This window comes from Oryzomicrobium sp., from assembly GCF_021287045.1.
Classification (GTDB): Bacteria; Pseudomonadota; Gammaproteobacteria; order Burkholderiales; family Rhodocyclaceae; genus Oryzomicrobium.
The window spans coordinates 44,079-65,125 of sequence record NZ_JAJTBG010000001.1; the positions used below are offsets into that span (position 1 = coordinate 44,079).

Genomic DNA, 21,047 nt, shown 5'->3' on the forward strand with positions numbered 1-21,047 from the left:
CTCTCGAATGAGAGCTTTCCGGGAACACCCCGCCAATTATTAGGAGATCGATATGCAGAAGAAGCTGATCGCCCTCGCCGTCGCCGGCCTCGCCGCCGCTCCGGCTTTCGCTCAGACCAACGTCACCATCTACGGTGTTGCTGACGCCACCTTCGACAACGTGCGTGCTTCCAGCACCGCTGCTGCCGGCGACAAGCTCGGTTCCACCAACCGCGTCTCCACCAACTCCTCCTACCTGGGCTTCAAGGGTACCGAAGACCTGGGTAACGGCCTGAAGGCTGTGTTCCAGTTTGAAAGCGGTATCAGCTCCGACCAGGCCACTGGCACCTGGGCCAGCCGTGACAGCTTCGTGGGTCTGGCCGGTGGCTTCGGTACCGTCGTCGCTGGTAACCTGACCGGCCCGACCCGTGCCCTGGGCGCTGCTCTGGACGTGAACGCTGGTGCGACTGGTATCGGTGCTAACACTGCCCTGATCGGCAAGCTGAGCAATGCTCTGGTTGGTACCACTAACGCCAATGGCAACTTCACCCCGACCTCCTATGGCACTTCCTCTACTGCCAGCCTGGTGAACGGTAAGGTTACCAATACTTCCCTGGTTGGTTGCGATCGTTCCTCCACCTGCACCTCCCTCTTCGATACCCGTTGGAAGAATGCCATTGCCTACGTGTCTCCCAGCTTTGCTGGCGTGACCGTGACCGCGGCTTATGTGGCTAACGAGAACCATGGCTTCGATGCGGCTCCTGCGTCTGCTGCCAATACCCAAGGTTACGACCTGGGCGTGAACTACAACAATGGCCCGATCCTGGCTGGCCTGACCTACAACGCCGTGACCCTGCGCGACACCAACGAAACTCGCGTTTCCGACCTGCGTCTGGGTGGTTCCTACAACTTCGGCGTGGCCTCCGTCCGTGCCCTGGTGGAACGTACTAGCTTCCAGAACGTTGTTGGCAACATGCACCAAATCGTTTGGGGCCTGGGTGCTACCTATAACGTGACCACCAACGGTAAGATCGTTTCTCAGTTCTACCGTGCTCAGAACGTAACGGGTGATCTGGTTGCTGGTATCCCCGCTCAAACTGGCGCCAAGCTGTTCGAACTGGGCTACGAGCACAGCCTGTCCAAGCGCACCATCGTCAAGGCTGTCTACTCCTACCTGGGTAACGACAAGAACGCCAACTACGACTACGGTATCAATGCCGCTGGTATCAACACCGCCGCCAATGGTGGCCTTGGTGCCAAGCTGAACGGCGTCCAAGTGGGCGTGCGTCACTCCTTCTAATCGTCTTCCGACGATCTGAAGTTGAAACGGGCACCTTCGGGTGCCCGTTTTTCGTTTGTGGATTTTCTCAGGGTTACGAGTGCCGAAGCAACAGCTGGCTCACTATTCCGCAGTGGTACTGCGCGCGAGCGGGTGCCTTAAGGACAGGCGTCCTTGTGGACGGCTCCCTTGCTTCAGCGTTTGGGTGCTAGAAAAACCTCAGGCTCAACGGCCGTGCCATTGAGAAAAACTGCCCAATGCAGGTGCGGGCCGGTAACCCGGCCGGTGGCGCCGGCGGCGCCGAGTTGTTGGCCTTGGGCGATGCGGTCGCCTTCGCGCACGTCGATATGCGAGAGGTGCATGTAGGCGGTGATCAGGCCCTGGCCGTGGTCGAGGAAGACCGTGTTGCCGGTGAAGAAGTAATCGCCGGTATTGAGCACGGTGCCGGCTGCCGGGGCGTGGATCGGGGTGCCGGTACCGACAGCGACGTCTAGTCCGGTGTGGGGGTTGCGCGGCTCGCCGTTGAAGAAGCGGCGCAGGCCGAAGCGCGACGAGAGGCGGCCCTGGGCGGGCAGTTGGAAATTAGTTTGCGGTGCCGCTGCCGAGAAATGACGCTTTGCCTGGGTGAGCACGCTGGTTTCTCGGGCGATGCGGACCTCGTCGTCGGGATTGGGATTGACGTGGCGCGGGTTGCGGACCGTAAGGCGCTGCACCGGGTACGTCTTGTCGCGCACCGAGATCGGCACGAAACCAGTGTTCCCGCCGCTTTCCACGGTAAGGGGAAGCTCCCCGGCTGGCGTGTCCAGGGGAATGCCGACCAGGGCGAGCCAGCGGCCGCGTTCCTGGATGACTGCGACCGGGGCGTCACCGAGGCGGGCTTTGGGCGCTTGGCCCTTGGGTGCGTTGAGCGGCACCACGGCAACGCCGCCGGGCACGGGCAGGTTTTGCGGGGCCGCCTGGGCCCCCTGGATAGACCCGGCCAAGGCTAGCAGTGTGGTCAGCAGTACGGGGCGCATGTCAGCGATAGCGGTTGATCGCATTCCGGGTTTCCTGTGCGACCTGGTGGGAGGCCGTGGCGAAGTTCTCGTCCTTGCCGGCGTAGAGAATGGCCCGGGACGAGCTGATCATCAGCCCGGTCCCGCCGGCGGTCTTGCCCGCTTCCACCGTGGCCTGAATGTCGCCGCCCTGGGCGCCGATGCCCGGCACCAGCAGGGGTAGGTCGCCGACGATGCTGCGCACCCGGGCGATCTCAGCCGGGAAAGTGGCCCCCACCACCAGGGCGCATTGGCCGGTGGTGTTCCATTCGGTGGCGACCAGCTTGGCGACCCGCTCGAACAGGCGCTCGCCGTTGCCCACGTCGAGGAATTGCAGGTCGCTGCCGCCGGGGTTTGAGGTACGGCAGAGCAGGATCACGCCCTTGTCCGGGTAGGCCAGGTAGGGGGTGACCGAATCCCGGCCCATGTAGGGGCTGGCGGTGATGGCGTCGGCCTGGAAGCGTTCGAAGGCTTCGATGGCGTACTGCTCGGCGGTGCTGCCGATGTCGCCGCGCTTGGCGTCGAGGATCACCGGAATGCCCGGGTGGCGCTCATGGATGTGGGCGATCAGGGCTTCGAGCTGGTCTTCGGCGCGATGGGCGGCGAAGTAGGCGATCTGGGGCTTGAAGCAGCACACCAGGTCGGCGGTGGCATCGACGATGCCTTTGCAGAACTCGAAGATGGCATCCGGCCGGCCCTGGAGGTGGGCGGGGAACTTGGTCGGCTCGGGATCGAGGCCGACGCACAGCAGCGAGTCGTTCTTCTGCCAGGCGGCAGCCAGGGACTGGGTAAAGGTCGTGGTCATCGTCTCGTCCCTTACTTGGCCCCGTGGCCCCAGGAATCCTTAAGGGTCACCGCCCGGTTGAACACCGGGGTGCCCGTCTTGGAATCGACACGGTCGGCGACGAAGTAGCCGTGGCGTTCGAACTGGAAGCGTTCCTCGGCCCGGGCGTCCTTCAGTGCGGGCTCCAACTGGGCGGTGATGACCACCTTTGAATTCGGGTTGATGTCGTCGAGGAAGTTGCGTTCCAGGTCCTCCGGATCGCCCTCGCGGCGGGCGCCCGGGTGGGGCACCTTGAACAGGCGGTCGTAGAGGCGCACCTCGGCGGTGTAGGCATGGGCGGCGGACACCCAGTGCAGGTTGCCTTTGACCTTGTAGTTGTCGGCGCCCGGGGTGCCGGACTTGGAGTCGGGCAGGTACTCGCACAGTACAGCGGTGACGTTGCCGGCGGCATCCTTCTCGCAGCCGGTGCACTTGACCACGAAGCCGTAGCGCAGGCGGGCCATATTGCCCGGATAGAGGCGGTGGTACCCCTTGACCGGCTCCTCCATGAAGTCCTCGCGCTCGATCCACAACTCCCGGCTGAACGGCATGGCCCGCTTGCCCAGTTCGGGCTTGAGCGGGTGGTTGGGGGCGTGGCACTCCTCGCTCTGGCCCTCCGGGTAGTTGGTGATGATGAGCTTCAACGGATCGAGCACGGCGATGCGGCGCTCGGCGGATTCGTTGAGGGTCTCGCGCATGCACTCTTCGAGCACCGAATAGTCGATCAGGGAATCGGACTTGGTCACGCCGATCCGTTCCATCAGCAGACGAAAGCCTTCGGCCGTGTAGCCCCGCCGGCGGGCGCCCACTAGGGTGGGCAGGCGCGGGTCGTCCCAGCCCTCGACGTGCTTTTCCTCCACCAGCTGGATCAGCTTGCGCTTGGAGAGGACCACGTAGGTCAGGTTGAGGCGCGAGAACTCGTACTGGTGGGGCAGGGGGCGCAGCAGCAGGCCGGCGTCGGCCAGGCGCTCCAGCAGCCAGTCGTAGAAGGGGCGCTGGTCCTCGAACTCCAGGGTGCAGATGGAGTGGGTGATGTTCTCCAGCGCATCCTCGATCGGGTGGGCGAAGGTGTACATGGGGTACACGCAGAACTTGTCGCCGGTGCGGTGGTGAGTGGCGTGGCGGATGCGGAAGATGGCCGGGTCGCGCAGGTTGATATTGGGCGAGGCCATGTCGATCTTGGCGCGCAGGATGTGGGCGCCGTCGGCGAATTCGCCGGCCTGCATGCGGCGGAACAGGTCCTGGTTCTCGGCCACGCTGCGGTTGCGGTAGGGGCTGTCCTTGCCCGGCTGGGTCAGGGTGCCCCGGTTGGCGCGCATTTCCTCGGCGGATTGGCTGTCCACGTAGGCGTGGCCGGTGGCGATCAGGCTTTCGGCAAACTGCACCATCCAGTCGAAGTAGTCGGAGGCGTGGTAGAGGTTGTCCTCCTGGCCGTCCTGCCAGTCGAAGCCGAGCCACTTCACGGCGTCGATGATCGAATCGACGTATTCCTGCTCTTCCTTCTCCGGGTTGGTGTCGTCGAAGCGCAGGTGGCAGCGGCCGCCGAACTGCTTGGCCAGGCCGAAGTTGAGGCAGATCGACTTGGCGTGGCCGAAGTGCAGGTAGCCGTTGGGCTCCGGCGGGAAGCGGGTGCGGATCTTGGCAGCATCCGGGGGGGCCTCGGCCTGGGAGGCGGCGGGGCCGGGACGGCCGGCCCAGCGGCGGCTGGCGAACTTGTCGGCAGCCAGGTCGGCCTCGACGATGTTGCGGATGAAGTTGGCGGCTGGGACGTGCTCGTTCTTGCGGTCGGTCATGGCGCGGGCGGAAAGAGGGGTGGCGGGGCGGTGCGTTGGCGTGCCGGCGTACTGCGCGGCGGCACGGGGCCCGCCCCGGGGCGCGGGCCGGAAAGCTCGTCCGGGCAGGCCTGCCGGAGCAGGGCCGGGGCGGACGTTTCCAGCCGGTCGCGCAAAACCCCGATTTTATCAGTCCGGCCGGGTCCCCGGGGCGGTGCGGGGCCTTCCGTTGCCGCTACCGCGAGCCACCAGCACGATGCCGACGGCGATCGGCACCACCCCGAGCAGGTCGCTGGCGTAGAGCGGCTCGCCGAGCAGGACCACCGCGAACAGGGTACCGAAGAAGGGGTTGAGGAAGTGGAAGCTGCTGGCGGTGCCGGCCTGGCCGTGGCGCAGCATCCAGAACATCAGCAAGGTGGTGCCTAGGGAGGCCACGCCGGCGCTGTAGGCCAGGCTCCACCACAACCCGGCGGCGTTTTCGAAGCGCAGCCCCTCCCAGCCCCAGGCGGGCAGGAGCAGCACCAGACCGCTGCACAGCATCTGCAAGGTCACCGCCACCAGCATGTCCTGGCTACCCGCCACCCGCTTGGTCAGCACCGTGCCCAAGGCCAGGGCCAGGGTGCCGGCCAGGATGGCAGCCAGGGACAGCGGATCGAGATGGTCCACCGCCAGCCGATGCTGGGTGATCCACACCACCCCGGCCAGGCCCAGGAGAACGCCGAGAACCTTGGCCGGGGTCAGCCGCTCTCCGCCGATCAGGGCGGCGAAGAGCAGGGTGAGCAGGGGGCAGGTGCTCACCAGAATCGAGGTGAGGGCCGCCGGGGTGGCCTGCATGCCCCAGTAGGCCAGACCCAGGTAAACCGCGTTGTACAGCACCCCGGCCACCAGGGTGCGGCCCGGCAGGGTCATGCCGCCCAGGCGGCGGCCCTGGAGGGTGCACACCGCGGCGAGCAGCAGGCCGGCGGCGAGAAAGCGCATGGCCAGGATGGTGAGCGGGCCGGCGTAGTGGAGGCCGACCTTGCCGGCAATGAAGGCCGAGCTCCAGATGACGCTGAAGGCCAGGCCGGCGGCCGCCAGGGCGGCTCGGGAGGGGGCGCCGGCGGTGGGGCGGGGCCCGGTTGCGGTGGCTCCCGAGGCAAGGGGAAGAGGGGCGGCGGTGGCGTTGTTCATGAAAGGCTCCGGGGGAGGCGGGTCGGTGTGGTCCGCCGTTTGCGTCGTGCCGGCAGCGGGCCCCGTGGCGGGGCGGCACCGCGTGCCGACGATGTCACCCCGATACCCTAGCGGTCGCGGCAAAATTTGATAAATTGATAATTCTGGATTCAATATGAGCGATTGAAATCATGCCCCGCCACCTGGATATGGACCTGCTGCGCGCCCTGGTCGCCACCGCCGACGCCGCCAGCTTTTCCCTGGCCGCCAGCCGCCTGGGCCGCACCCAGTCAGCGGTCAGTCTGCAGATCAAGCGCCTGGAGGATTTGGTCGGCCACCCCCTGCTGGTGCGCTCCCAGGGGCGCCTCGACGGCCCCACCCCGGAAGGACTGCTGCTGCTCGACTACGCCCGGCGCATCCTGCGTCTCAACGACGAGGCGGTGGGCTGCTTCGCCGAGCCCGAGCTGGCCGGCAGCCTGCGCGTCGGCCTGGCCGAAGAGATCATGGAGCGGGATCTGGCCGGGGTCATGGAGGACTTCCACCAGGCCTATCCCCGGGTGCGCCTGGCCCTGGAGTGCGACCTGTCGGCGCGCCTCGCCGCCCGGGTCCAGGCCGGCGAGCTGGACATGGCCCTGATCAAGCGCATCGGCACCCAGCCCACCGCCGAGGGCCGCCCCCTGTGGCGCGAGCCCATGGTGTGGGTCACGGGCGAGCGGGGCGGCGCGGCGCAGGAACGGCCCCTGCCCCTGGCCCTGTTCCAGGAAACCTGCATCTTCCGCGTAGTGGCCCAGGCCGCCCTCAGCCAGGCCGGCATCCCCTGGCGCCAGGCCTTTTCCGGCCACAGCCACACGGGGCTGCGCCAGGCGGTGGCGGCTGGGCTGGCGGTCACTCCCCTGCCGGCGAGCCTGCTCGGCCCGGGCCTGGCCCGGGTGCGCGACGGGCTGCCGGCCCTGCCGGACGTGGAATGGGTGGCCCTGTTCGCCCCCGACGGCGAATGGCCGGCGGCCACCCGGCTGGTGGAGATGTTCGAGGCCCGTTTGTGGCAGGGCCGGGCCGGTGGCCTGGGGAATGCAGGGGCGGCGGGCGGGGCCGCTCCGCGTCGTGAGCCGCTGCCGGCCTGAGGTTCGGGATGACGGAGGGGCGGCGGGATTCCGCGCATTTCGTACAATGGCGGACAGCCGGGGCCGCCGGCCCCATCCCCTTCGGAACCTTCCCATGAACTACGGTTTGAGTTTTGCCGCCATCGGCGGCGGTGCCGCCCTGGGCGCCTGGCTGCGCTGGGGCCTGGGCCTGCTCCTCAACCCCCTGCTGCCGGCCCTGCCCCTGGGCACGGTGGCGGCCAACCTGCTGGGGGGCTATCTGGTCGGCGTGGCGGTGGCGGTGTTCCACCTCAACAGCGGCCTGCCGGCAGAATTCAAGCTGCTGGTGATCACCGGCTTCCTCGGTGGGCTCACCACCTTCTCGACCTTTTCCGCCGAAGTGGTGGAGCGCCTGCTCTCGGGCCAGCCCGGCTGGGCCCTGCTGCTCGGCGGGGTGCACCTGGCGGGTTCGCTGACCGCCACCTGGCTGGGGCTGGCCACCCTGGGGGCGACCCGCATCTGGGGCTGATCCGGCCGTGGGGCCAGCGGTTCAGGTGAGCCGGTAGTCGCGGTCCGGCACCATGGCCGGCGGTAGCTCCGCCGGCGGCACGCCGACGATTTCCAGCACCGTGCGTTCGATGGTGCGGGACAGGGCGTCCAGGGCCAGGTCGTTGGGCTCCCGGCCGAAGGGGTCTTCCAGTTCGCTGGCGATCGCCTCCAGGGCCATGAAGGTGTAGGCCACGAATACCGCCATCAAGGGGGTGAGCAGGCCGATGCTGTCCACCAGCCCGAAGGGCAGCAGGGCCGAATAGCAATACACGGTGCGGTGCAGCAGCACGTTGTAGGCGTAGGGGATCGGCGTGTTGGCGATGCGCTCGCAACTGGCGATGATTTCGGCGATGCGGTCCAGGTTGGTGTCCATGTTGGCCGCCAGGATGTCCGGCAGCGCTCCCTCGCGGCGCCGCTCCTGCACCCAGCGGGCCAGTTCGGTGAGCAGGGCCACGGGGACGAACCGGGCCGCACCGACGCGGGCCGCCAGGTCCGCCGGCAGCAGCCGCTCCAGGTCGGCCTGGGGCGGCTCGTCCCGCAACTGGTGCTTGAGGCTGTGACTCAGGGCGATCACCAGGGCGGCGAAGTGGCGCACCCGGGCATCGCCGGGGGGCAGGTTTGGCAGGGTGATGGCCTGGCGGCTCAGGGCCCGGGCGGCGATCACCAGTTGCCCCCACAGGCGCCGCCCTTCCCAGAAACGGTCGTAGCTGACGTTGTTGCGAAAGCCCAGGAAAATCGCCAGGGCGATGCCCACCAGGCTGAACGGAGCGGGGTTGAGGCGCACGCCGAAATCGCGGAACCACAGGTGCCCCGCCAGAGCCAGCACCGAAATCGCCAGGATGCCCAGCAGCCGCGGCGCCACCATGCCCAGCACGGACCCGCGCCAGACGAACAGCATGCGGAACCAGTGGAGTTTGGGGCGGACGATCATGGCGGCGGCGGGCGCGGTGGCGTTTGGCAAAGGTCATGATCCTGCCTCGCCCGCCGGGCTCCGGCAAGCCGTAAAAGTGCCCAGGCTGGATGGGCCGGGGCGATGGGAGGGGCCAAGTCAGCGAGGCTGAGTGCAAAGCCCTCGTGAGGCCCACCCGTTCACGCGGGATTAGACAGTACGAGCATGGCGGCAAATGCAGACGTGCTCCGCCCGGAGGTGATTGACCGGGCGCTTCCTCGCACATGCCATAGACCGGGCCTGTATCCGGGGACCGGATTGAGGCCCGCGCTCATCGTCTGCCGGCTACGCCTGGCATGGTTTCAGGTGCTGGCATGCAGCCGTTCAGCGCAGCAGGTCCTTGAGGGAACCCAGCATGCCGGCCAGGTCCCCTCCTTCGGGTACGGTGCCGTTCGGGGTCAGCTTGTCGACGATCTGGGGCAGCAACTCGGCCAAGTGCCCAGAGGCCTCCTGAGAGGTCACCCCCAGTTTTTGGGCGATGGCGTCGACCTGCTCGCTGCCCAGGGCCGACTGCACCTGTTCGGCGGAAACCGGTTGGTTCTGGCCGGTGCCGATCCAGGACGAGACGATGTCTCCCAGCCCCTGCTGCTCGAAGGCGCCGATCAGGCCCCGCAGCCCGCCCGACTGGGGATCGTTGACCAGGGCCAGGATGGCATCGGCCAGGCCGGCGGGACGTTGCGCCCCTTCTCCCGACAGGGAGCCGAGCACCTGCCCGGTGAGTGTGTCCAATAACCCCATGGCGCTCTCCTTGACTCAAATTGGCCGCTACCATTGGCCGCTACCGGTTGCGCTCCGCGTGCCGAGGCGAGCGGCGGTGGCGGGTCGAGAGATCAGCCTAGGAGGGGAAGGGGGGAATGTCCACTACGGAAGCGGGAGATTCATCCACGGCGGCGTCAGCGTCCGCCCCCCACATCGAGGATGGCACCGGTGGTGTAGGAGGCCTCGTCCGAGAGCAGCCACAGGATGGCCCGGGCCACTTCCTCCGGGGTGCCACCGCGCTGCATCGGGATGCCTGCCTTTACCCGCTCCACTCGCCCGGGCTCGCCGCCACTGGCGTGGATGTCGGTGGCGATGACCCCGGGGGCCACGGCGTTTACCCGGATGCCCTCGGCCGCCACTTCCCGGGCCAGGCCGATGGTGAGGGTGTCCACGGCGGCCTTGGAGGCGGCGTAGTCCACGTATTCCCCCGGCGCCCCCAGCCGTGCCGCCCGGGACGAGACATTGACGATGGCGCCGCCCGGTCCGCCGTGGCGCGTGGACAGGCGCTTCACCGCCTCCCGGGCACACAGGAAGCTGCCGGTGACGTTGGTGGCGAACACCCGGGCGATGCGCTCGGCGGTCATGGTCTCCACCCCCATCTGGGGTTCCAGGATGCCGGCGTTGTTCACCAGCCCGTACAGGGAACAGAAGGTTTCATCCAACTGGCGGAAGAGGCGCAGCACCTCGTCCTCCCGGGAAACGTCGGCCTGCACCGCCAGGGCCGTGCCGCCCTGGGCGCGGATCGACTCGACCACGGCGGCGGCCGTGGCATGGTTGTCCCGGTAGCTGATGCACACGGCGTAGCCGGTTTCGGCGGCGAGCCGGGCGGTGGCGGCGCCGATGCCACGGCCGCCGCCGGTGATGAGGAGGGCTCGGGTCATGGTGCGTCCTTTGCAAGTGCCTGACCGGCGTGGAAAACCGGCTGAAGAAAGCCAGGGCGACCACGGCAGCATAGATTCGGTGCGGGCCGTCGTCCATGTTGGTGTGCGGATCGGGGCGGGCGGCGCCAGCCGGCGCCGCCTCGGGTAAGATGCGGGGTTCGTCGTGGGGGCGATTCCCCCTGTGCATTCAAGCGGCTGGCACGGCGGGCCGGGAAAAGCACCGCCGACCCGGTATGCGCCTTTCCATGGCCGCCCGCCGCGCGGCCCGGGTTTTCGGATTGCGCCTTTCCGCCGCCCCATGCCGCCGCCCCACCTACCCCGGCGGGCCCTCTGCCCCCGGCTGGATCAGCATCGATGAAGGTTACCCATTCCCGCGCCGGCGCCCGTCCGGCGCCGGGCGCCGTTGCGCCCGCCACTGCATTTGCCGACTGCCTGGCCGCCGACCGGCCCAAGCTGCGCGCCCTGTCGCGCGAGATGAAGCAGAACGGCCCCCGGGCGGCCAAGGCCCGGGCCGATTTCGACGCCCTGCTGGAGCGCTCCAAGGGCATCGTCGCCGCCCGGCGCAAGCGCCTGCCCCAGCCCACCTTCGACGAGGCCCTGCCGGTTAACGTCCGGCGCGACGAGATCGCCAAACTGATCCGCGACCACCAGGTGGTGATCGTCTGCGGCGAGACCGGCTCGGGCAAGACCACCCAGCTGCCCAAGATCTGCATCGAGCAGGGGCGCGGCGTGTTCGGCCTGATCGGCCACACCCAGCCGCGCCGTCTGGCCGCCCGTTCCGTGGCCTCGCGCTTGGCCCAGGAACTGAACACCCAGGTGGGCATGGGGGTGGGGGTGAAGATCCGCTTCCACGACCGTTCGGTGCCCGAATCGGTGGTCAAGCTGATGACCGACGGCATCCTGCTGGCCGAGACCCAGGGCGACCCCTATCTCAACGCCTACGACACGATCATCATCGACGAGGCCCACGAGCGCAGCCTGAACATCGACTTCCTGCTCGGCTACCTGAAGCAGATCTTGGCCAAGCGGCCGGACCTGAAGGTGATCGTCACCTCGGCCACCATCGACGCCGAGCGCTTCGCCGCGCACTTCGCCACGGACGGCAAGCCGGCGCCGGTGATCGAAGTGTCCGGCCGCCTCTACCCGGTGGAAGTGCGCTACCGGCCGATCCAATCCGCCGATGCGGCACCCACCCCTGGCGGCGCCCCCCGCAGCGACCGGGAGAAGGCCCAGCAGGCCCGGGACGAAGAGCGCGACCTGTACGACGCCATCGTCGATGGGGTGGACGAGTTGTGCCGGGTCGGCCCCGGCGACGTGCTGGTCTTTTTGCCCGGCGAGCGGGAAATCCGCGACGCCGCCGAGGCCCTGCGCAAGCACCACTTCGCCGGGCCGCAACCGGAAATCCTGCCCCTGTTCTCGCGCCTCTCGGCCCAGGAGCAGGACCGGGTGTTCAAGACCGGCGGGCCGCGCCGCGTCGTGCTCGCCACCAACGTGGCGGAAACGTCGCTCACCGTGCCCGGCATCCGCTACGTGGTGGATACGGGCCTGGCCCGGGTTAAGCGCTACTCCTACCGCAACAAGATCGAGCAGTTGCAGGTGGAAAAGATCGCCCAGGCCTCGGCAAACCAGCGCTCCGGCCGCTGCGGCCGTGTGGCGGCGGGGGTGTGCATCCGCCTCTACGACGAGGCCGACTTCAAGGCCCGCCCGGCCTTCCCCGATCCGGAAATCCTGCGCTCGTCCCTGGCCGGGGTGATCCTGCGCATGAAGGGCCTCAAGCTTTCCGACGTGGAGGAGTTCCCCTTCCTCTCGCCGCCGCCGGCCAAGGCCATCAACGACGGCTACGCCCTGTTGCAGGAACTGGGCGCCCTGGACGACGACAAGCGCCTCACCGGCATCGGCCACGGACTGGCCAAGCTGCCCCTGGACCCGCGCATCGCCCGCATGATCGTCGCCGGCCGGGACAACGGTTGCCTGCGCGAGCTGCTGGTGATCGCCGCCGCCCTGTCGGTGCAGGACCCCCGGGACCGGCCCCAGGACAAGCTCCAGGCCGCCGACGAGCGCCACCGCCGCATCATGTTCAAGGTGGGTGACGACAAACAGGAATCCTCCGAATTCCTCGCCTGGCTGTCCCTGTGGCAGTGGTATCAGGAGCAGGCCAAGCACCTCTCCCACCGCAAGCTGGCCCAGGCCTGCCAGGACCATTTCCTCTCGCCCCTGCGCATGCGCGAGTGGCGCGAGGTGCATAGCCAGCTGCACGCCCTGGTGGGGGAGGCGGGCTGGAAGGAAAACGACATTCCCGGCGCCTACGCCGCCATCCACAAGGCCCTGCTCTCCGGCCTGCTCGGCAACATCGGCTGCAAGGCCGAGGACGCCGAAAAAGGCGGCCACTACCTGGGCGCCCGGGGCATCAAGTTCCTCATCCATCCTGGCTCGGCCCTGCAGAAGAAGGCCGGACGCTGGATCATGGCCGCCGAGCTGACCGAAACCACCAAGCTCTATGCACGCTGCGTGGCCAAGATCGAGCCGGAGTGGCTGGAAGAGGTGGGCGCCCACCTGATCCGGCGCAGCCAGTTCGAGCCCCATTGGGAAAAGAAGCCGATGCAGGTGGTGGCCTTCGAGCGGGCCACCCTGTATGGGGTGGTGGTCAATCCGCGCAAGCGCATCCACTACGGCCCCCTGGACCCCAAGGCGGCCCGGGAGATCTTCATCCGCGACGGCCTGGTGGCCGGCGAGATCGACGAGGCCTACGTCCGCCGCTGGCCCTTCTACCAGCACAACCGCAAGCTGATCGCCGAGATCGAGACCCTGGAGCACAAGCAGCGCCGCCAGGACGTGCTGGTGGACGACGATCTGATCTTCGCCTTCTACGACCACCTGATTCCGGAGGGCATCTACAACGGCGCCGGCTTCGACGCCTGGCGCAAGGAAGCCGAGGCCACCGACCCCAAGGTCCTGTTCCTGAAAAAGGACGACCTGATGCGCCACGAGGCGGCCGGAGTGACTACCGACGCCTTCCCGCCGTCGGTGAAGATCGGCGGCATCGAGTACAAGCTGGCCTACCACTTCGAGCCGGGCAACCCCCGGGACGGGGTGACCCTGACCCTGCCCCTGGCCCAACTCAATGCCATTTCTGCCACCCGGGGCGAGTGGCTGGTGCCCGGCCTGCTCAAGGACAAGGTGGTGCAGCTGGTGAAAACCCTGCCCCAGAAGATCCGCGCCAAGCTGGTACCGGTGCCGGACTTCGCCGACGAGTTCGTCGCCGCCTGCGGCGCGGACGAGAAGAAGCTCAACTTCGGCCTGCTGCCGGCCCTGATCGACTTCATCCACGCCACCCGGGGTCTCAACGCCCGGGGCTGGGTGGTGACCCCGGACGCCTTCCGTCCCGACACCTTGCCGCCCCACCTGGCCATGAACTACAAGCTGGTGGACGAGCACGGCCGCCAACTGGCCATGAGCCGCAGCCTTACCGAGTTGCGCGCCGAGTGGGGCCGGGAGGCCAAGCAGGAGTTCTCCAACCTGCACGAGGCGCCTTCCGAATACACCGGCCTTACCGACTGGACCTTCGGCGAGCTGCCGGAACTGCTCGAAGTGCGCGCCGGCGGCCAGACCGTGGTTGGCTACCCGGGCTTGAAGGACGAGGGCGAAACGGTGTCGCTCGCCGTGTTCGACTCGCCGGAAGAGGCCGCCGCGGTGCACCGCCAGGGTCTGCGCCGGCTGTTCCAGCTGCAATTCAAGGAGCAGGTGAAGTACTTCGAGAAGAACATCCCGGGCCTGACTCAGATGGCCATGCAGTACATGGCCCTGGGCAGCCTGGAAGAGCTGCGCGACCAGATCGTCGCCGTCACCTTCGAGCGCGCCTGCCTGCCCGCCGGCGACCCGCTGCCCGCTTCCGAGGCCGAGTTCCGCGCCCGCTGCGCCGAGGCCAAGAGCCGCCTCGGCCTGCTGCTCCAGGAAGTCGCCCGGCTGGCCGGCCAGGTGCTCACCGAGTGGCAGACGCTCACCAAGAAACTGCCCGGCTTCAAGGCCTTCCCGGCGGTGGTGGCGGACATCGAGGCCCAGGTGAAGCGGCTGATGGGCAAACGTTTCGTGGCGGATACGCCCTTCGAGCGCCTGCAACACTTTCCCCGCTACCTGAAAGCCGCCCAACTGCGTCTGGACAAGCTCAAGGCCGACCCGGCCCGGGACGCCCGCAATCTGGCCGACTACGCGCCGCTGTGGACCAATTACGAGCGCCGCGCCCTGCAACTGGCCAAGCAGGGCGTTGCCGATCCGCAACTGGTGCAGTTCCGCTGGCTGCTCGAAGAACTGCGGGTGAACCTGTTCGCCCAGGAACTGCGCACCCCGGTGCCGGTGTCGGTGAAACGGTTACAGAAGCAGTGGGAGGGAATCCAGTATGGTTGAGGTTATGGAACCGATCTTTGTTTCGCTGCGCATGACCGCGCTGCCTTCTGCCCGGATCGCCGCGCCAGTGCTTGTTCTCCGCGATGCCTGCCTGAAACGCCGCGCCAGTCGCGGACTTTCACGGTGCCTGCCTGAAGATGCCCGGCTGGCGCGGGGTTTGGCCAGGGGCGTTTTTGACGCTGCCACGGAGGCCCGCCATGGCTGAGGTCCTCTTCGCCCTGGCGCGCAGCTTTGCCTCCCTGTCCCGGAGCGGCGTGTGGGCCGCTATCCTGGGGCCGGCGATCCTCTCCCTGGTGGTGTGGATCGTCCTGGCCTTCGCCTTTCTCGGCCGGGTGATCGACTGGCTGGCGATCCAGCCGCCACTCTCCTGGATTTCGAACTGGGGCGTGGCCTGGCTGGCCCACCTGCTGGCCGCCATCGGCGGCTGGGTGGTGATTCTGGCGGCGGCCTACCTGACCGCCGTGGTCATCGCCGCCGTGGTCATCCTGCCCCTGCTGCTGCGCCACCTGGCCCGCACCGATTACCGGGACGTGGCGCCCCTGGGCCGCGACAGCATCGTCGCCTCCACGGTCAACAGCCTGGTGGCGGTGGCCGGCTACCTGGCCGGCTGGCTGGTGACCCTGCCCCTGTGGTTGATTCCCGGCGCTGCCCTGGTGCTGCCGATCATGCTGCTGGCCTGGCTCAACCGCCGCACCTTCGCCTTCGACGCCCTGGCGGCCCACGCCACCCCGGCCGAATGGCAGGAGATCAAGCAGCGCCATGCCGGCAGCTTCTACCTGCTCGGCCTGATCCTGGCCCTGGCCGCCCACGTGCCGTTCCTCGGCCTGTTCGTGCCGTCCTTCACCGCCCTGGCCTACGTGCACCTGGGACTGTCCCTGTTGCGCGGCATGCGCGGCGGGGCGGTGATGAGCGGTGAGGCCGAGGTGATCGAGGTCAGCGGTGTAAGCGTTGAATCCGACGGCGGCCACGGCGAGGGCCGGGGCCGCGTCATCAAGGGAGAACTGTTGTGAGCGACGTTTCCATTCCGGCTGGCTCGGCGGCCCCGTCCCGGACCATCGGCGCCTTCATCATCGGCGACGAGATACTGTCCGGCAAACGCCAGGACAAGCATTTTGCCAAGCTGACCGAGCTCCTTGCCGCCCGGGGGCTGCGTCTGTCCTGGGTGCAGTACCTGGGGGACGACCGGGCGCGCCTCACCGAGGCCTTCCGGCGCAGCCTGGCCTCCGGCGACCTGGTCTTTTCCTGCGGCGGCATCGGCAACACTCCGGACGACCACACCCGCCAGGCGGTAGCCGCCGCCCTGGGCGTGCCCCTGGAACTGCACCCGGAGGCCGAGGCCCTGATCCGTGGCCGCTTCGGCGCCGAGGCGACGGAAAAGCGCCTGCTGCTCGGTACCTTCCCCGCCGGTACGGGCATCATTCCCAACCCGGTGAACCAGATCCCTGGTTTCTTCGTGCGCGACCACTACTTCATGCCCGGCTTCCCCCAGATGGCCTGGCCGATGATCGAGTGGGCCCTGGATACCCGCCACCGCGACCTGCACCGTCCCGTGGAACTGGTGGACCGGGCCCTGCTGCTGACCGGTCCCGGCGCCTACGAGAGCAACCTGCTGGAGCTGATGGAGCGCATCGTCGCTGCCTATCCGGACCTGCGCCTGTTCTCCCTGCCGTCCATGGCCGACAACGGCGAGCGGCGCCACCTGGAGCTGGGCGTCGAAGGCCTGGGGCCCCGGGTGGCGGCGGCCATGGATGAGATATTGGCCGAGGTGAAGGCCCGCAACATCGCCTGGACCTGGCGGCCCTGAGGCTGCACTAAGGCACGGCATTGCGGTGCCGCCCAGCGACGCGGCTGCGACGCAGTTAACGCAAAAAGCCCCGGGAAACTCCCGGGGCTTTTTGTTTTGCGTTGATGCTTTTATTTCTTCGCGGCGCTGGCGGCCTTGGTGGCGCTGCCCACTGCCTTGCTGGTAGCGGTGGTGGCAGCCTTGACGTTGGCGTCGGCGATGTCGGCGAACTGCTTGGCTGCCTTGGTCATGTTGTCGAACACCTGAGTGGAGGCGGACAGGACCGACTTCAGGGCGGCTTCCATCACGTCGCCGCCGGGAGCCTGGGAAGCAGTCTTCTCGATGGCGGCGGTGGCGTTCTTGGACAGGTGGTTGTAGTGGGATTCCACCACCTGGGTGGCTTCCTTCTGCAACTCGGTCACCAGCTCGTAGAGCTTGCGGTAGTAGTTGGTCAGCAGTTCCAGATTGGGCTGGGCCAGGCCGGTCTGCAGGCGGGCGGCCTCCTGGATGTCCTTGGCGCCGAGCAGGGTCTGGCTTTGGGCGACCGAGGTGTTGAGGAGTTCGCGGGCGGTTTCCAGGTTGAGCGAGGACAAGCGCTCGATGCTGTCGAAGGTGGAACGGGTCAGTTCGAGGAGAACCTCGGCGTTGACCTTTTGCGCGGCCTTCAGTTGGTCCAGATTTTGTTGCGTCGACATAGTGCTACCCTCCAGGTTAGATGAGATCAAAGGTGATCGTCCAAGAGCGGTTGGCGTGGGGAGCGCCTAGTGTTGTTGTCGCCGTTTGTCGTGGTGTTGCCGTTGTGGTGGCGTTTGCTGCGAGTGTTACGTACTGCTGGGTACCGCTACTGCATTCTAGCAAGCGGCCTCGTCGGTCGCTCACATGGAAAAATCCCCCGGCGAACCGGGGGATTTTAAAGCAGAGCCGTTAGGCTACTTTTTTCTTGCCGGCGGTGCCGACGGCCTTGACGGTGGCGTTGGTCGCGGCAGCCACGTTGGCTTCGGCGATTTCGGCCACTTGCTTGGCAGCCTTGTTCACGCTGTCGAAGGCGGAGTTGGCGGCGGCGATGGCGGACTTGACGGCGGCCACGGCCACGTCGGAACCGGCGGGGGCGTTCTTGGACACTTTGTCCAGCACGCCGGCGACGGTCTTGTTGAACTCGGTCAGCTGGGCTTCAAAGACCTTGGACACTTCTTCCTGGGTCTGGGCGCTGATCTCGTAGACGCTACGGGAGTAGGCCACGGCCTTTTCCACGTTCGGCTGGGCCAGGGAAGCTTGCAGGGAAACCAGTTCCTGCACGTCCTTGGCGCCCAGCAGGGTCTTGGTGTTGGACACGCTGTCTTCCAGCAGGGCGCGGGCGGTGTGCAGGTTCAGGGCGGCAACGCGCTCGGCGGAGGCCAGGGCGGTGTTGGCGATGGTCAGCAGGGCGTCCACGGTGACCTTGTTGGCAGCGGCGAATTGCTCGGGGGTGGCAAACATGTGCATCTCCTTCGGAAGTTAAGCTCGTTCAACATCCTTCGGGGAAGACCGATGCCAGCATGCGCTTTAGGCCCCGGTCCGGAGTCCCGAGGGACTCTCGACGTTGTGCGGCGGCATCCGGAACGATCCCGGCGTGCTGTTGCACCGCAACATGAGTGCCATTATAGGGATGCCCGTTCCGATGTCAACACTTTTTTGTTGCAGTGCACAAAATCGGGAATTGGCTTAAAAACAGGGTGTTGGCGCGGTGTAATTATCGTGCTTGCGCGTCGCCGCAGGACAGTCGGGTGATGCAGGGCGTTCAGCGGTCGGTGTTGACCGTGGGTGCGATCCGGAGCGGCGCACCATCGCTCTTAGCCGTGGCTGGGGCGGTGCCGGCGGCCTCACCTTTGCCCTTGGGCTGGATGATGGCGCGTACCCGGCCGCCCGGAGCGGCGGCGGTGGTGCCGGTGCTGGTGGGTTTGGCGCCGGGAGCGGAGGCCACCAGATATTGCTCGGTCAGGGCGTCGTAGCGGATGTAGGGGCCGCGTACCTCGTCCTGGCCGGACTTGACCCAGGCGCGGATGAACAGCTCGGTGGTGTCGGTCTTGGCATCGTGCTCGATGCGCTCGGCCTCGCCGTCGATCCATTCGTCCTTGCCCTCGCGCTTCTGGCGGAACTTGGCCAGCTTGCCGTTGAGGCCGTAGGCGACGCCCTTCTGGAAGCCGCTCTCGTCCTGGGTCACCACCACCCGGTCGGCGAGCAGGCTCATGGTGCCCTGCACCAAGCGCACATTGCCTTCGAAGGTGTAGACCTTGCGCGCGTCGTCGGCGCTGACCCGGTCGGCTTCCAGGTTGACGGGCTTCTCCTTGTCGGCCTTTTCGGCGCGGGCCGGGCCGGCGCCGAGAACGAAGGCCAAGGCCAGGGAGAGGAGGAGGGCGGGGCGGGCGAAGTGGCGGGAGGGGGTCATTTTTTATGGCGGCTTTCGAACTGGCCGGAAACCCGGGAATGAAGAGTGGACTGCATGGCGGCGCTGTCGATGTCGAAGCCGGTGCCGCTCAGGCGGGATGCGCCTTGGACGAAGCGCACGGGGCTGTCGGTGTGGGCCTTCTCGTCGTCGGGCAGGACCAGCAGGTCGGGAGCAAAGGCTTCCAGGGGCGGATTGCCCTTCTCGCCGTCGCGGATCAGGTGCACGTTGCCGGTGAGCTGGACTTCGCTGCCGTCGCTGTTGACCTGGCCGGTGTCGGAGCTCACCTGGGTGCGGGGCTTGCCCGGCACCAGGGTGGTGAGATGGGGGCGGGTCACGTCGGTGGTGTCGTCGTCCGGGTAGTGCTGCATCTTGTCGGCGACGAGGACGTGGTGGGGCAGGCCCTGGGGCGACAGCTTGGTGAGGGTGAAGTGCTCGATGCGGTAGTCCGGATCGTGGCGGAACTTGCCGGTGCGGTCCGGTTCCGGCAGCTGGGTGGTCTGGGACAGCCACAGAGTGAGGCCGGCAAGCGCCGCCATCACACCGATGGGGAACAGCCCGGGGCCGAAGGAGGCTTTCATTGCGCCGCGCCGTCGGGGAAGGTCACCAGGTACGGGGCCAGGGCGGCCTCCAGCCGGTCCTGGGCGGCGAGCAGGTGGTCGCACACTTCGCGCACGGCCCCTTCGCCGCCCTTCAGCTGGGTGGTCAGGGTGGCGTACTGCTTGACCACGGCGTGGCCGTTGGCCGGGGTGGCGGAAAAGCCGCAGGCGCGCATCACCGGCAGGTCCACCACGTCGTCGCCCATGTAGCCGGCCTCGGCGAAGGTCAGGCCGCGGCGCTTGAGCAGGTCGGCCATCACCGCGTGCTTGTCGTGCACCCCCTGGAAGAGCAGGTCGATGCCCAGGTTGTGGGCCCGGTGGGCGACGCAGTTGGAGCGGCGGCCGGTGATGATGGCCAGCTGTACGCCGGCGCCGGCCAGCATCTTCAAGCCCTGGCCGTCCAGGGTGTGGAAGGCCTTGACCTCGCTGCCGTCGTCGGTGAAGTAGAGGCGGCCGTCGGTCATGACGCCGTCGACGTCGAAGGCCATCAGTTTGAGGGTGGTGGCGGACATGGGGAGGCGGGAACTCAAATGACCTTGGCGCGGAACAGGTCGTGCATGTTCAGGGCGCCGAGGAGCTGGCCGTCCGGGGCGGTGACGATCAGCTGGTTGATGTGGTGCCGCTCCATCATCTCGACGGCTTCCACCGCCAGCTTTTCCGGACCGATGGTGCGGGGCGAGCGGGTCATCACGTCGGCGATGGCGACGCCGTTGAAATCGAGGCGTTTTTCGAAGGTGCGGCGCAGGTCGCCGTCGGTGAAGATGCCGAGCACACGCCGCTGCTCGTCCACCACCGCGGTCATGCCCAGGCCGCCTCGGGAGGCGGCGAGCACGGCTTCGGCCAGGGTGGCGGCGGGGCCGATGGCGGGAACGGCCTCGGCCGGGCGCATCACGTCGCGCACGTGGGTGAGCAGGCGGCGACCCAGGGTGCCGCCGGGGTGGGAGCGGGCGAAATCCTCGGGACCGAAGCCCCGGGCGTCGAGCACGGCCACGGCCAGGGCGTCGCCCAGGGCCAGGGCGGCGGTGGTGCTGGCGGTGGGGGCCAGCCCCAGGGGGCAGGCTTCCTGGGCCACGGCGGCATCCAGGTGCACGTCGGCCTGGCGGGCCAGGGACGAGGCTGGGTTGCCGGTCATGGCGATCAGCTTGGCGCCCTGGCGCTTGAGGATGGGGACGATGCGCACCAGTTCCTCGGACTCGCCGGAGTTAGACAGGGCGATCACCACGTCGTCGCCGGTGATCATGCCCAGGTCGCCGTGGCTGGCCTCGGCGGGGTGCACGAAATAGGCGGGGGTGCCGGTGCTGGCGAAAGTGGCGGCGATCTTGCGGCCGATGTGGCCGGATTTGCCCATGCCCGAGACGATCAGGCGCCCCCGGCAGGCCAGCACTAGATTCACCGCGGCGAGGAAGGTGCCGTCGATGCGGCCGATCAAGGCCGTGACCGCCTCGGCCTCGATGCGCAGCACCTCGCGGGCCAGTTCGAGGGCCTGGGGCGTCGCGGTGGCGGCGGGCGATGCGGAGGTCATTGGGGCAATCGGGAAGCTGCGGTTATGATTGACGCAAATTATACCACTCCACCCCGTCCGGCCTTGC

The 21,047-nt window shown here is 67.7% G+C and carries 19 protein-coding genes; 6 read left to right on the forward strand and 13 right to left on the reverse strand.

Going from position 1 to position 21,047, the window contains the following annotated elements; genetic code table 11:
- Window positions 1-52 precede the first annotated feature (52 nt).
- On the forward strand, window positions 53-1,279 hold the full coding sequence (locus tag LWW89_RS00220; protein ID WP_293259316.1) for a porin: 1,227 nt from the start codon (window positions 53-55) through the stop codon (window positions 1,277-1,279).
- A 173-nt stretch (window positions 1,280-1,452) separates the two neighbouring features.
- Here LWW89_RS00220 and LWW89_RS00225 read toward each other — a convergent pair whose 3' ends face one another.
- From LWW89_RS00225 to LWW89_RS00240, 4 genes are all read right to left on the reverse strand, one after another.
- Entirely contained in the window at window positions 1,453-2,274 is an 822-nt protein-coding gene (locus LWW89_RS00225; RefSeq protein ID WP_293259319.1) for a peptidoglycan DD-metalloendopeptidase family protein, read from the reverse strand.
- Window position 2,275: 1 nt separating this feature from the next.
- Complete coding sequence (gene pyrF, locus LWW89_RS00230) at window positions 2,276-3,097, reverse strand: orotidine-5'-phosphate decarboxylase (RefSeq protein WP_293259322.1); 822 nt, start codon at window positions 3,095-3,097, stop codon at window positions 2,276-2,278.
- 11 nt (window positions 3,098-3,108) lie between these two features.
- Window positions 3,109-4,908 (reverse strand): glutamine--tRNA ligase/YqeY domain fusion protein, encoded by a 1,800-nt coding sequence (locus LWW89_RS00235; protein WP_293259324.1) that lies wholly within the window; start codon window positions 4,906-4,908, stop codon window positions 3,109-3,111.
- A gap of 168 nt (window positions 4,909-5,076) precedes the next feature.
- The gene (locus LWW89_RS00240; protein WP_293259327.1) at window positions 5,077-6,057 is read right to left on the reverse strand and encodes a DMT family transporter; all 981 of its coding nucleotides are present in this window, start codon (window positions 6,055-6,057) and stop codon (window positions 5,077-5,079) included.
- Window positions 6,058-6,227: 170 nt separating this feature from the next.
- On the opposite strand from LWW89_RS00240, the gene LWW89_RS00245 reads away from it, so the two are divergent.
- Complete coding sequence (locus LWW89_RS00245; RefSeq protein ID WP_293259330.1) at window positions 6,228-7,157, forward strand: LysR substrate-binding domain-containing protein; 930 nt, start codon at window positions 6,228-6,230, stop codon at window positions 7,155-7,157.
- A 94-nt stretch (window positions 7,158-7,251) separates the two neighbouring features.
- Window positions 7,252-7,644, forward strand: coding sequence for a fluoride efflux transporter CrcB (gene crcB / locus LWW89_RS00250; RefSeq protein WP_293259333.1), 393 nt, complete (start codon window positions 7,252-7,254; stop codon window positions 7,642-7,644).
- Window positions 7,645-7,665: 21 nt separating this feature from the next.
- Here the strand turns inward: crcB and LWW89_RS00255 are convergent, their stop codons facing one another.
- The 3 genes from LWW89_RS00255 to LWW89_RS00265 all read right to left on the reverse strand — a co-directional run bounded on the left by LWW89_RS00255 (window position 7,666) and on the right by LWW89_RS00265 (window position 10,253).
- Entirely contained in the window at window positions 7,666-8,625 is a 960-nt protein-coding gene (locus LWW89_RS00255; RefSeq protein WP_293259336.1) for a bestrophin family ion channel, read from the reverse strand.
- Window positions 8,626-8,937: 312 nt separating this feature from the next.
- Entirely contained in the window at window positions 8,938-9,351 is a 414-nt protein-coding gene (locus LWW89_RS00260; RefSeq protein ID WP_293259339.1) for a YidB family protein, read from the reverse strand.
- 155 nt (window positions 9,352-9,506) lie between these two features.
- Window positions 9,507-10,253 (reverse strand): SDR family oxidoreductase, encoded by a 747-nt coding sequence (locus LWW89_RS00265; RefSeq protein WP_293259342.1) that lies wholly within the window; start codon window positions 10,251-10,253, stop codon window positions 9,507-9,509.
- Window positions 10,254-10,607: 354 nt separating this feature from the next.
- Between LWW89_RS00265 and hrpA the strand changes: the two genes are divergently transcribed.
- The 3 genes from hrpA (at window position 10,608) to LWW89_RS00280 (ending at window position 16,458) form a co-directional block, all read left to right on the forward strand.
- Window positions 10,608-14,654, forward strand: coding sequence for an ATP-dependent RNA helicase HrpA (gene hrpA, locus LWW89_RS00270; protein ID WP_293259345.1), 4,047 nt, complete (start codon window positions 10,608-10,610; stop codon window positions 14,652-14,654).
- A gap of 197 nt (window positions 14,655-14,851) precedes the next feature.
- Window positions 14,852-15,664: an EI24 domain-containing protein gene (locus LWW89_RS00275; RefSeq protein ID WP_293259348.1), complete on the forward strand. Its 813-nt coding sequence runs from the start codon at window positions 14,852-14,854 to the stop codon at window positions 15,662-15,664.
- Complete coding sequence (locus LWW89_RS00280; RefSeq protein WP_293259351.1) at window positions 15,661-16,458, forward strand: molybdopterin-binding protein; 798 nt, start codon at window positions 15,661-15,663, stop codon at window positions 16,456-16,458. The genes LWW89_RS00275 and LWW89_RS00280 overlap by 4 nt, the downstream gene beginning before the upstream one ends.
- Before the next feature lie 110 nt (window positions 16,459-16,568).
- Here LWW89_RS00280 and LWW89_RS00285 read toward each other — a convergent pair whose 3' ends face one another.
- From LWW89_RS00285 to LWW89_RS00310, 6 genes are all read right to left on the reverse strand, one after another.
- Complete coding sequence (locus LWW89_RS00285) at window positions 16,569-17,132, reverse strand: phasin family protein (protein WP_293259354.1); 564 nt, start codon at window positions 17,130-17,132, stop codon at window positions 16,569-16,571.
- A 229-nt stretch (window positions 17,133-17,361) separates the two neighbouring features.
- Window positions 17,362-17,919 carry a phasin family protein gene (locus LWW89_RS00290; RefSeq protein ID WP_293259357.1) on the reverse strand — a complete coding sequence of 186 codons (558 nt, stop codon included), beginning with the start codon at window positions 17,917-17,919 and terminating at the stop codon, window positions 17,362-17,364.
- A gap of 295 nt (window positions 17,920-18,214) precedes the next feature.
- A complete protein-coding gene (gene lptA / locus LWW89_RS00295; RefSeq protein ID WP_293259360.1) occupies window positions 18,215-18,862 on the reverse strand; it encodes a lipopolysaccharide transport periplasmic protein LptA in 648 nt (215 codons plus the stop codon).
- Window positions 18,859-19,440 (reverse strand): LPS export ABC transporter periplasmic protein LptC, encoded by a 582-nt coding sequence (gene lptC, locus LWW89_RS00300; RefSeq protein WP_293259364.1) that lies wholly within the window; start codon window positions 19,438-19,440, stop codon window positions 18,859-18,861. The genes lptA and lptC overlap by 4 nt, the downstream gene beginning before the upstream one ends.
- Window positions 19,437-19,970 carry a phenylphosphate carboxylase subunit delta gene (locus LWW89_RS00305; RefSeq protein ID WP_293259367.1) on the reverse strand — a complete coding sequence of 178 codons (534 nt, stop codon included), beginning with the start codon at window positions 19,968-19,970 and terminating at the stop codon, window positions 19,437-19,439. Before LWW89_RS00305 ends, lptC begins: the two co-directional genes overlap by 4 nt.
- Window positions 19,971-19,984: 14 nt before the next feature.
- Window positions 19,985-20,980, reverse strand: a complete 996-nt coding sequence (locus LWW89_RS00310; protein ID WP_293259370.1) for a KpsF/GutQ family sugar-phosphate isomerase — start codon at window positions 20,978-20,980, stop codon at window positions 19,985-19,987.
- Window positions 20,981-21,047 lie beyond the last annotated feature (67 nt).

Coding starts and splice junctions, on each gene's coding strand:
- LWW89_RS00240 (WP_293259327.1), bottom strand. CDS start 6,057: ATGAACAACGCCACCGCCGCCCCTCTTCCCCTTGCCTCGGGAGCCACC.
- LWW89_RS00275 (WP_293259348.1), top strand. CDS start 14,852: ATGGCTGAGGTCCTCTTCGCCCTGGCGCGCAGCTTTGCCTCCCTGTCC.
- hrpA (WP_293259345.1), top strand. CDS start 10,608: ATGAAGGTTACCCATTCCCGCGCCGGCGCCCGTCCGGCGCCGGGCGCC.
- LWW89_RS00285 (WP_293259354.1), bottom strand. CDS start 17,132: ATGTCGACGCAACAAAATCTGGACCAACTGAAGGCCGCGCAAAAGGTC.
- LWW89_RS00220 (WP_293259316.1), top strand. CDS start 53: ATGCAGAAGAAGCTGATCGCCCTCGCCGTCGCCGGCCTCGCCGCCGCT.
- lptC (WP_293259364.1), bottom strand. CDS start 19,440: ATGAAAGCCTCCTTCGGCCCCGGGCTGTTCCCCATCGGTGTGATGGCG.
- LWW89_RS00225 (WP_293259319.1), bottom strand. CDS start 2,274: ATGCGCCCCGTACTGCTGACCACACTGCTAGCCTTGGCCGGGTCTATC.
- LWW89_RS00290 (WP_293259357.1), bottom strand. CDS start 17,919: ATGCACATGTTTGCCACCCCCGAGCAATTCGCCGCTGCCAACAAGGTC.
- LWW89_RS00260 (WP_293259339.1), bottom strand. CDS start 9,351: ATGGGGTTATTGGACACACTCACCGGGCAGGTGCTCGGCTCCCTGTCG.
- LWW89_RS00235 (WP_293259324.1), bottom strand. CDS start 4,908: ATGACCGACCGCAAGAACGAGCACGTCCCAGCCGCCAACTTCATCCGC.
- LWW89_RS00245 (WP_293259330.1), top strand. CDS start 6,228: ATGCCCCGCCACCTGGATATGGACCTGCTGCGCGCCCTGGTCGCCACC.
- lptA (WP_293259360.1), bottom strand. CDS start 18,862: ATGACCCCCTCCCGCCACTTCGCCCGCCCCGCCCTCCTCCTCTCCCTG.
- LWW89_RS00305 (WP_293259367.1), bottom strand. CDS start 19,970: ATGTCCGCCACCACCCTCAAACTGATGGCCTTCGACGTCGACGGCGTC.
- pyrF (WP_293259322.1), bottom strand. CDS start 3,097: ATGACCACGACCTTTACCCAGTCCCTGGCTGCCGCCTGGCAGAAGAAC.
- LWW89_RS00265 (WP_293259342.1), bottom strand. CDS start 10,253: ATGACCCGAGCCCTCCTCATCACCGGCGGCGGCCGTGGCATCGGCGCC.
- LWW89_RS00310 (WP_293259370.1), bottom strand. CDS start 20,980: ATGACCTCCGCATCGCCCGCCGCCACCGCGACGCCCCAGGCCCTCGAA.
- crcB (WP_293259333.1), top strand. CDS start 7,252: ATGAACTACGGTTTGAGTTTTGCCGCCATCGGCGGCGGTGCCGCCCTG.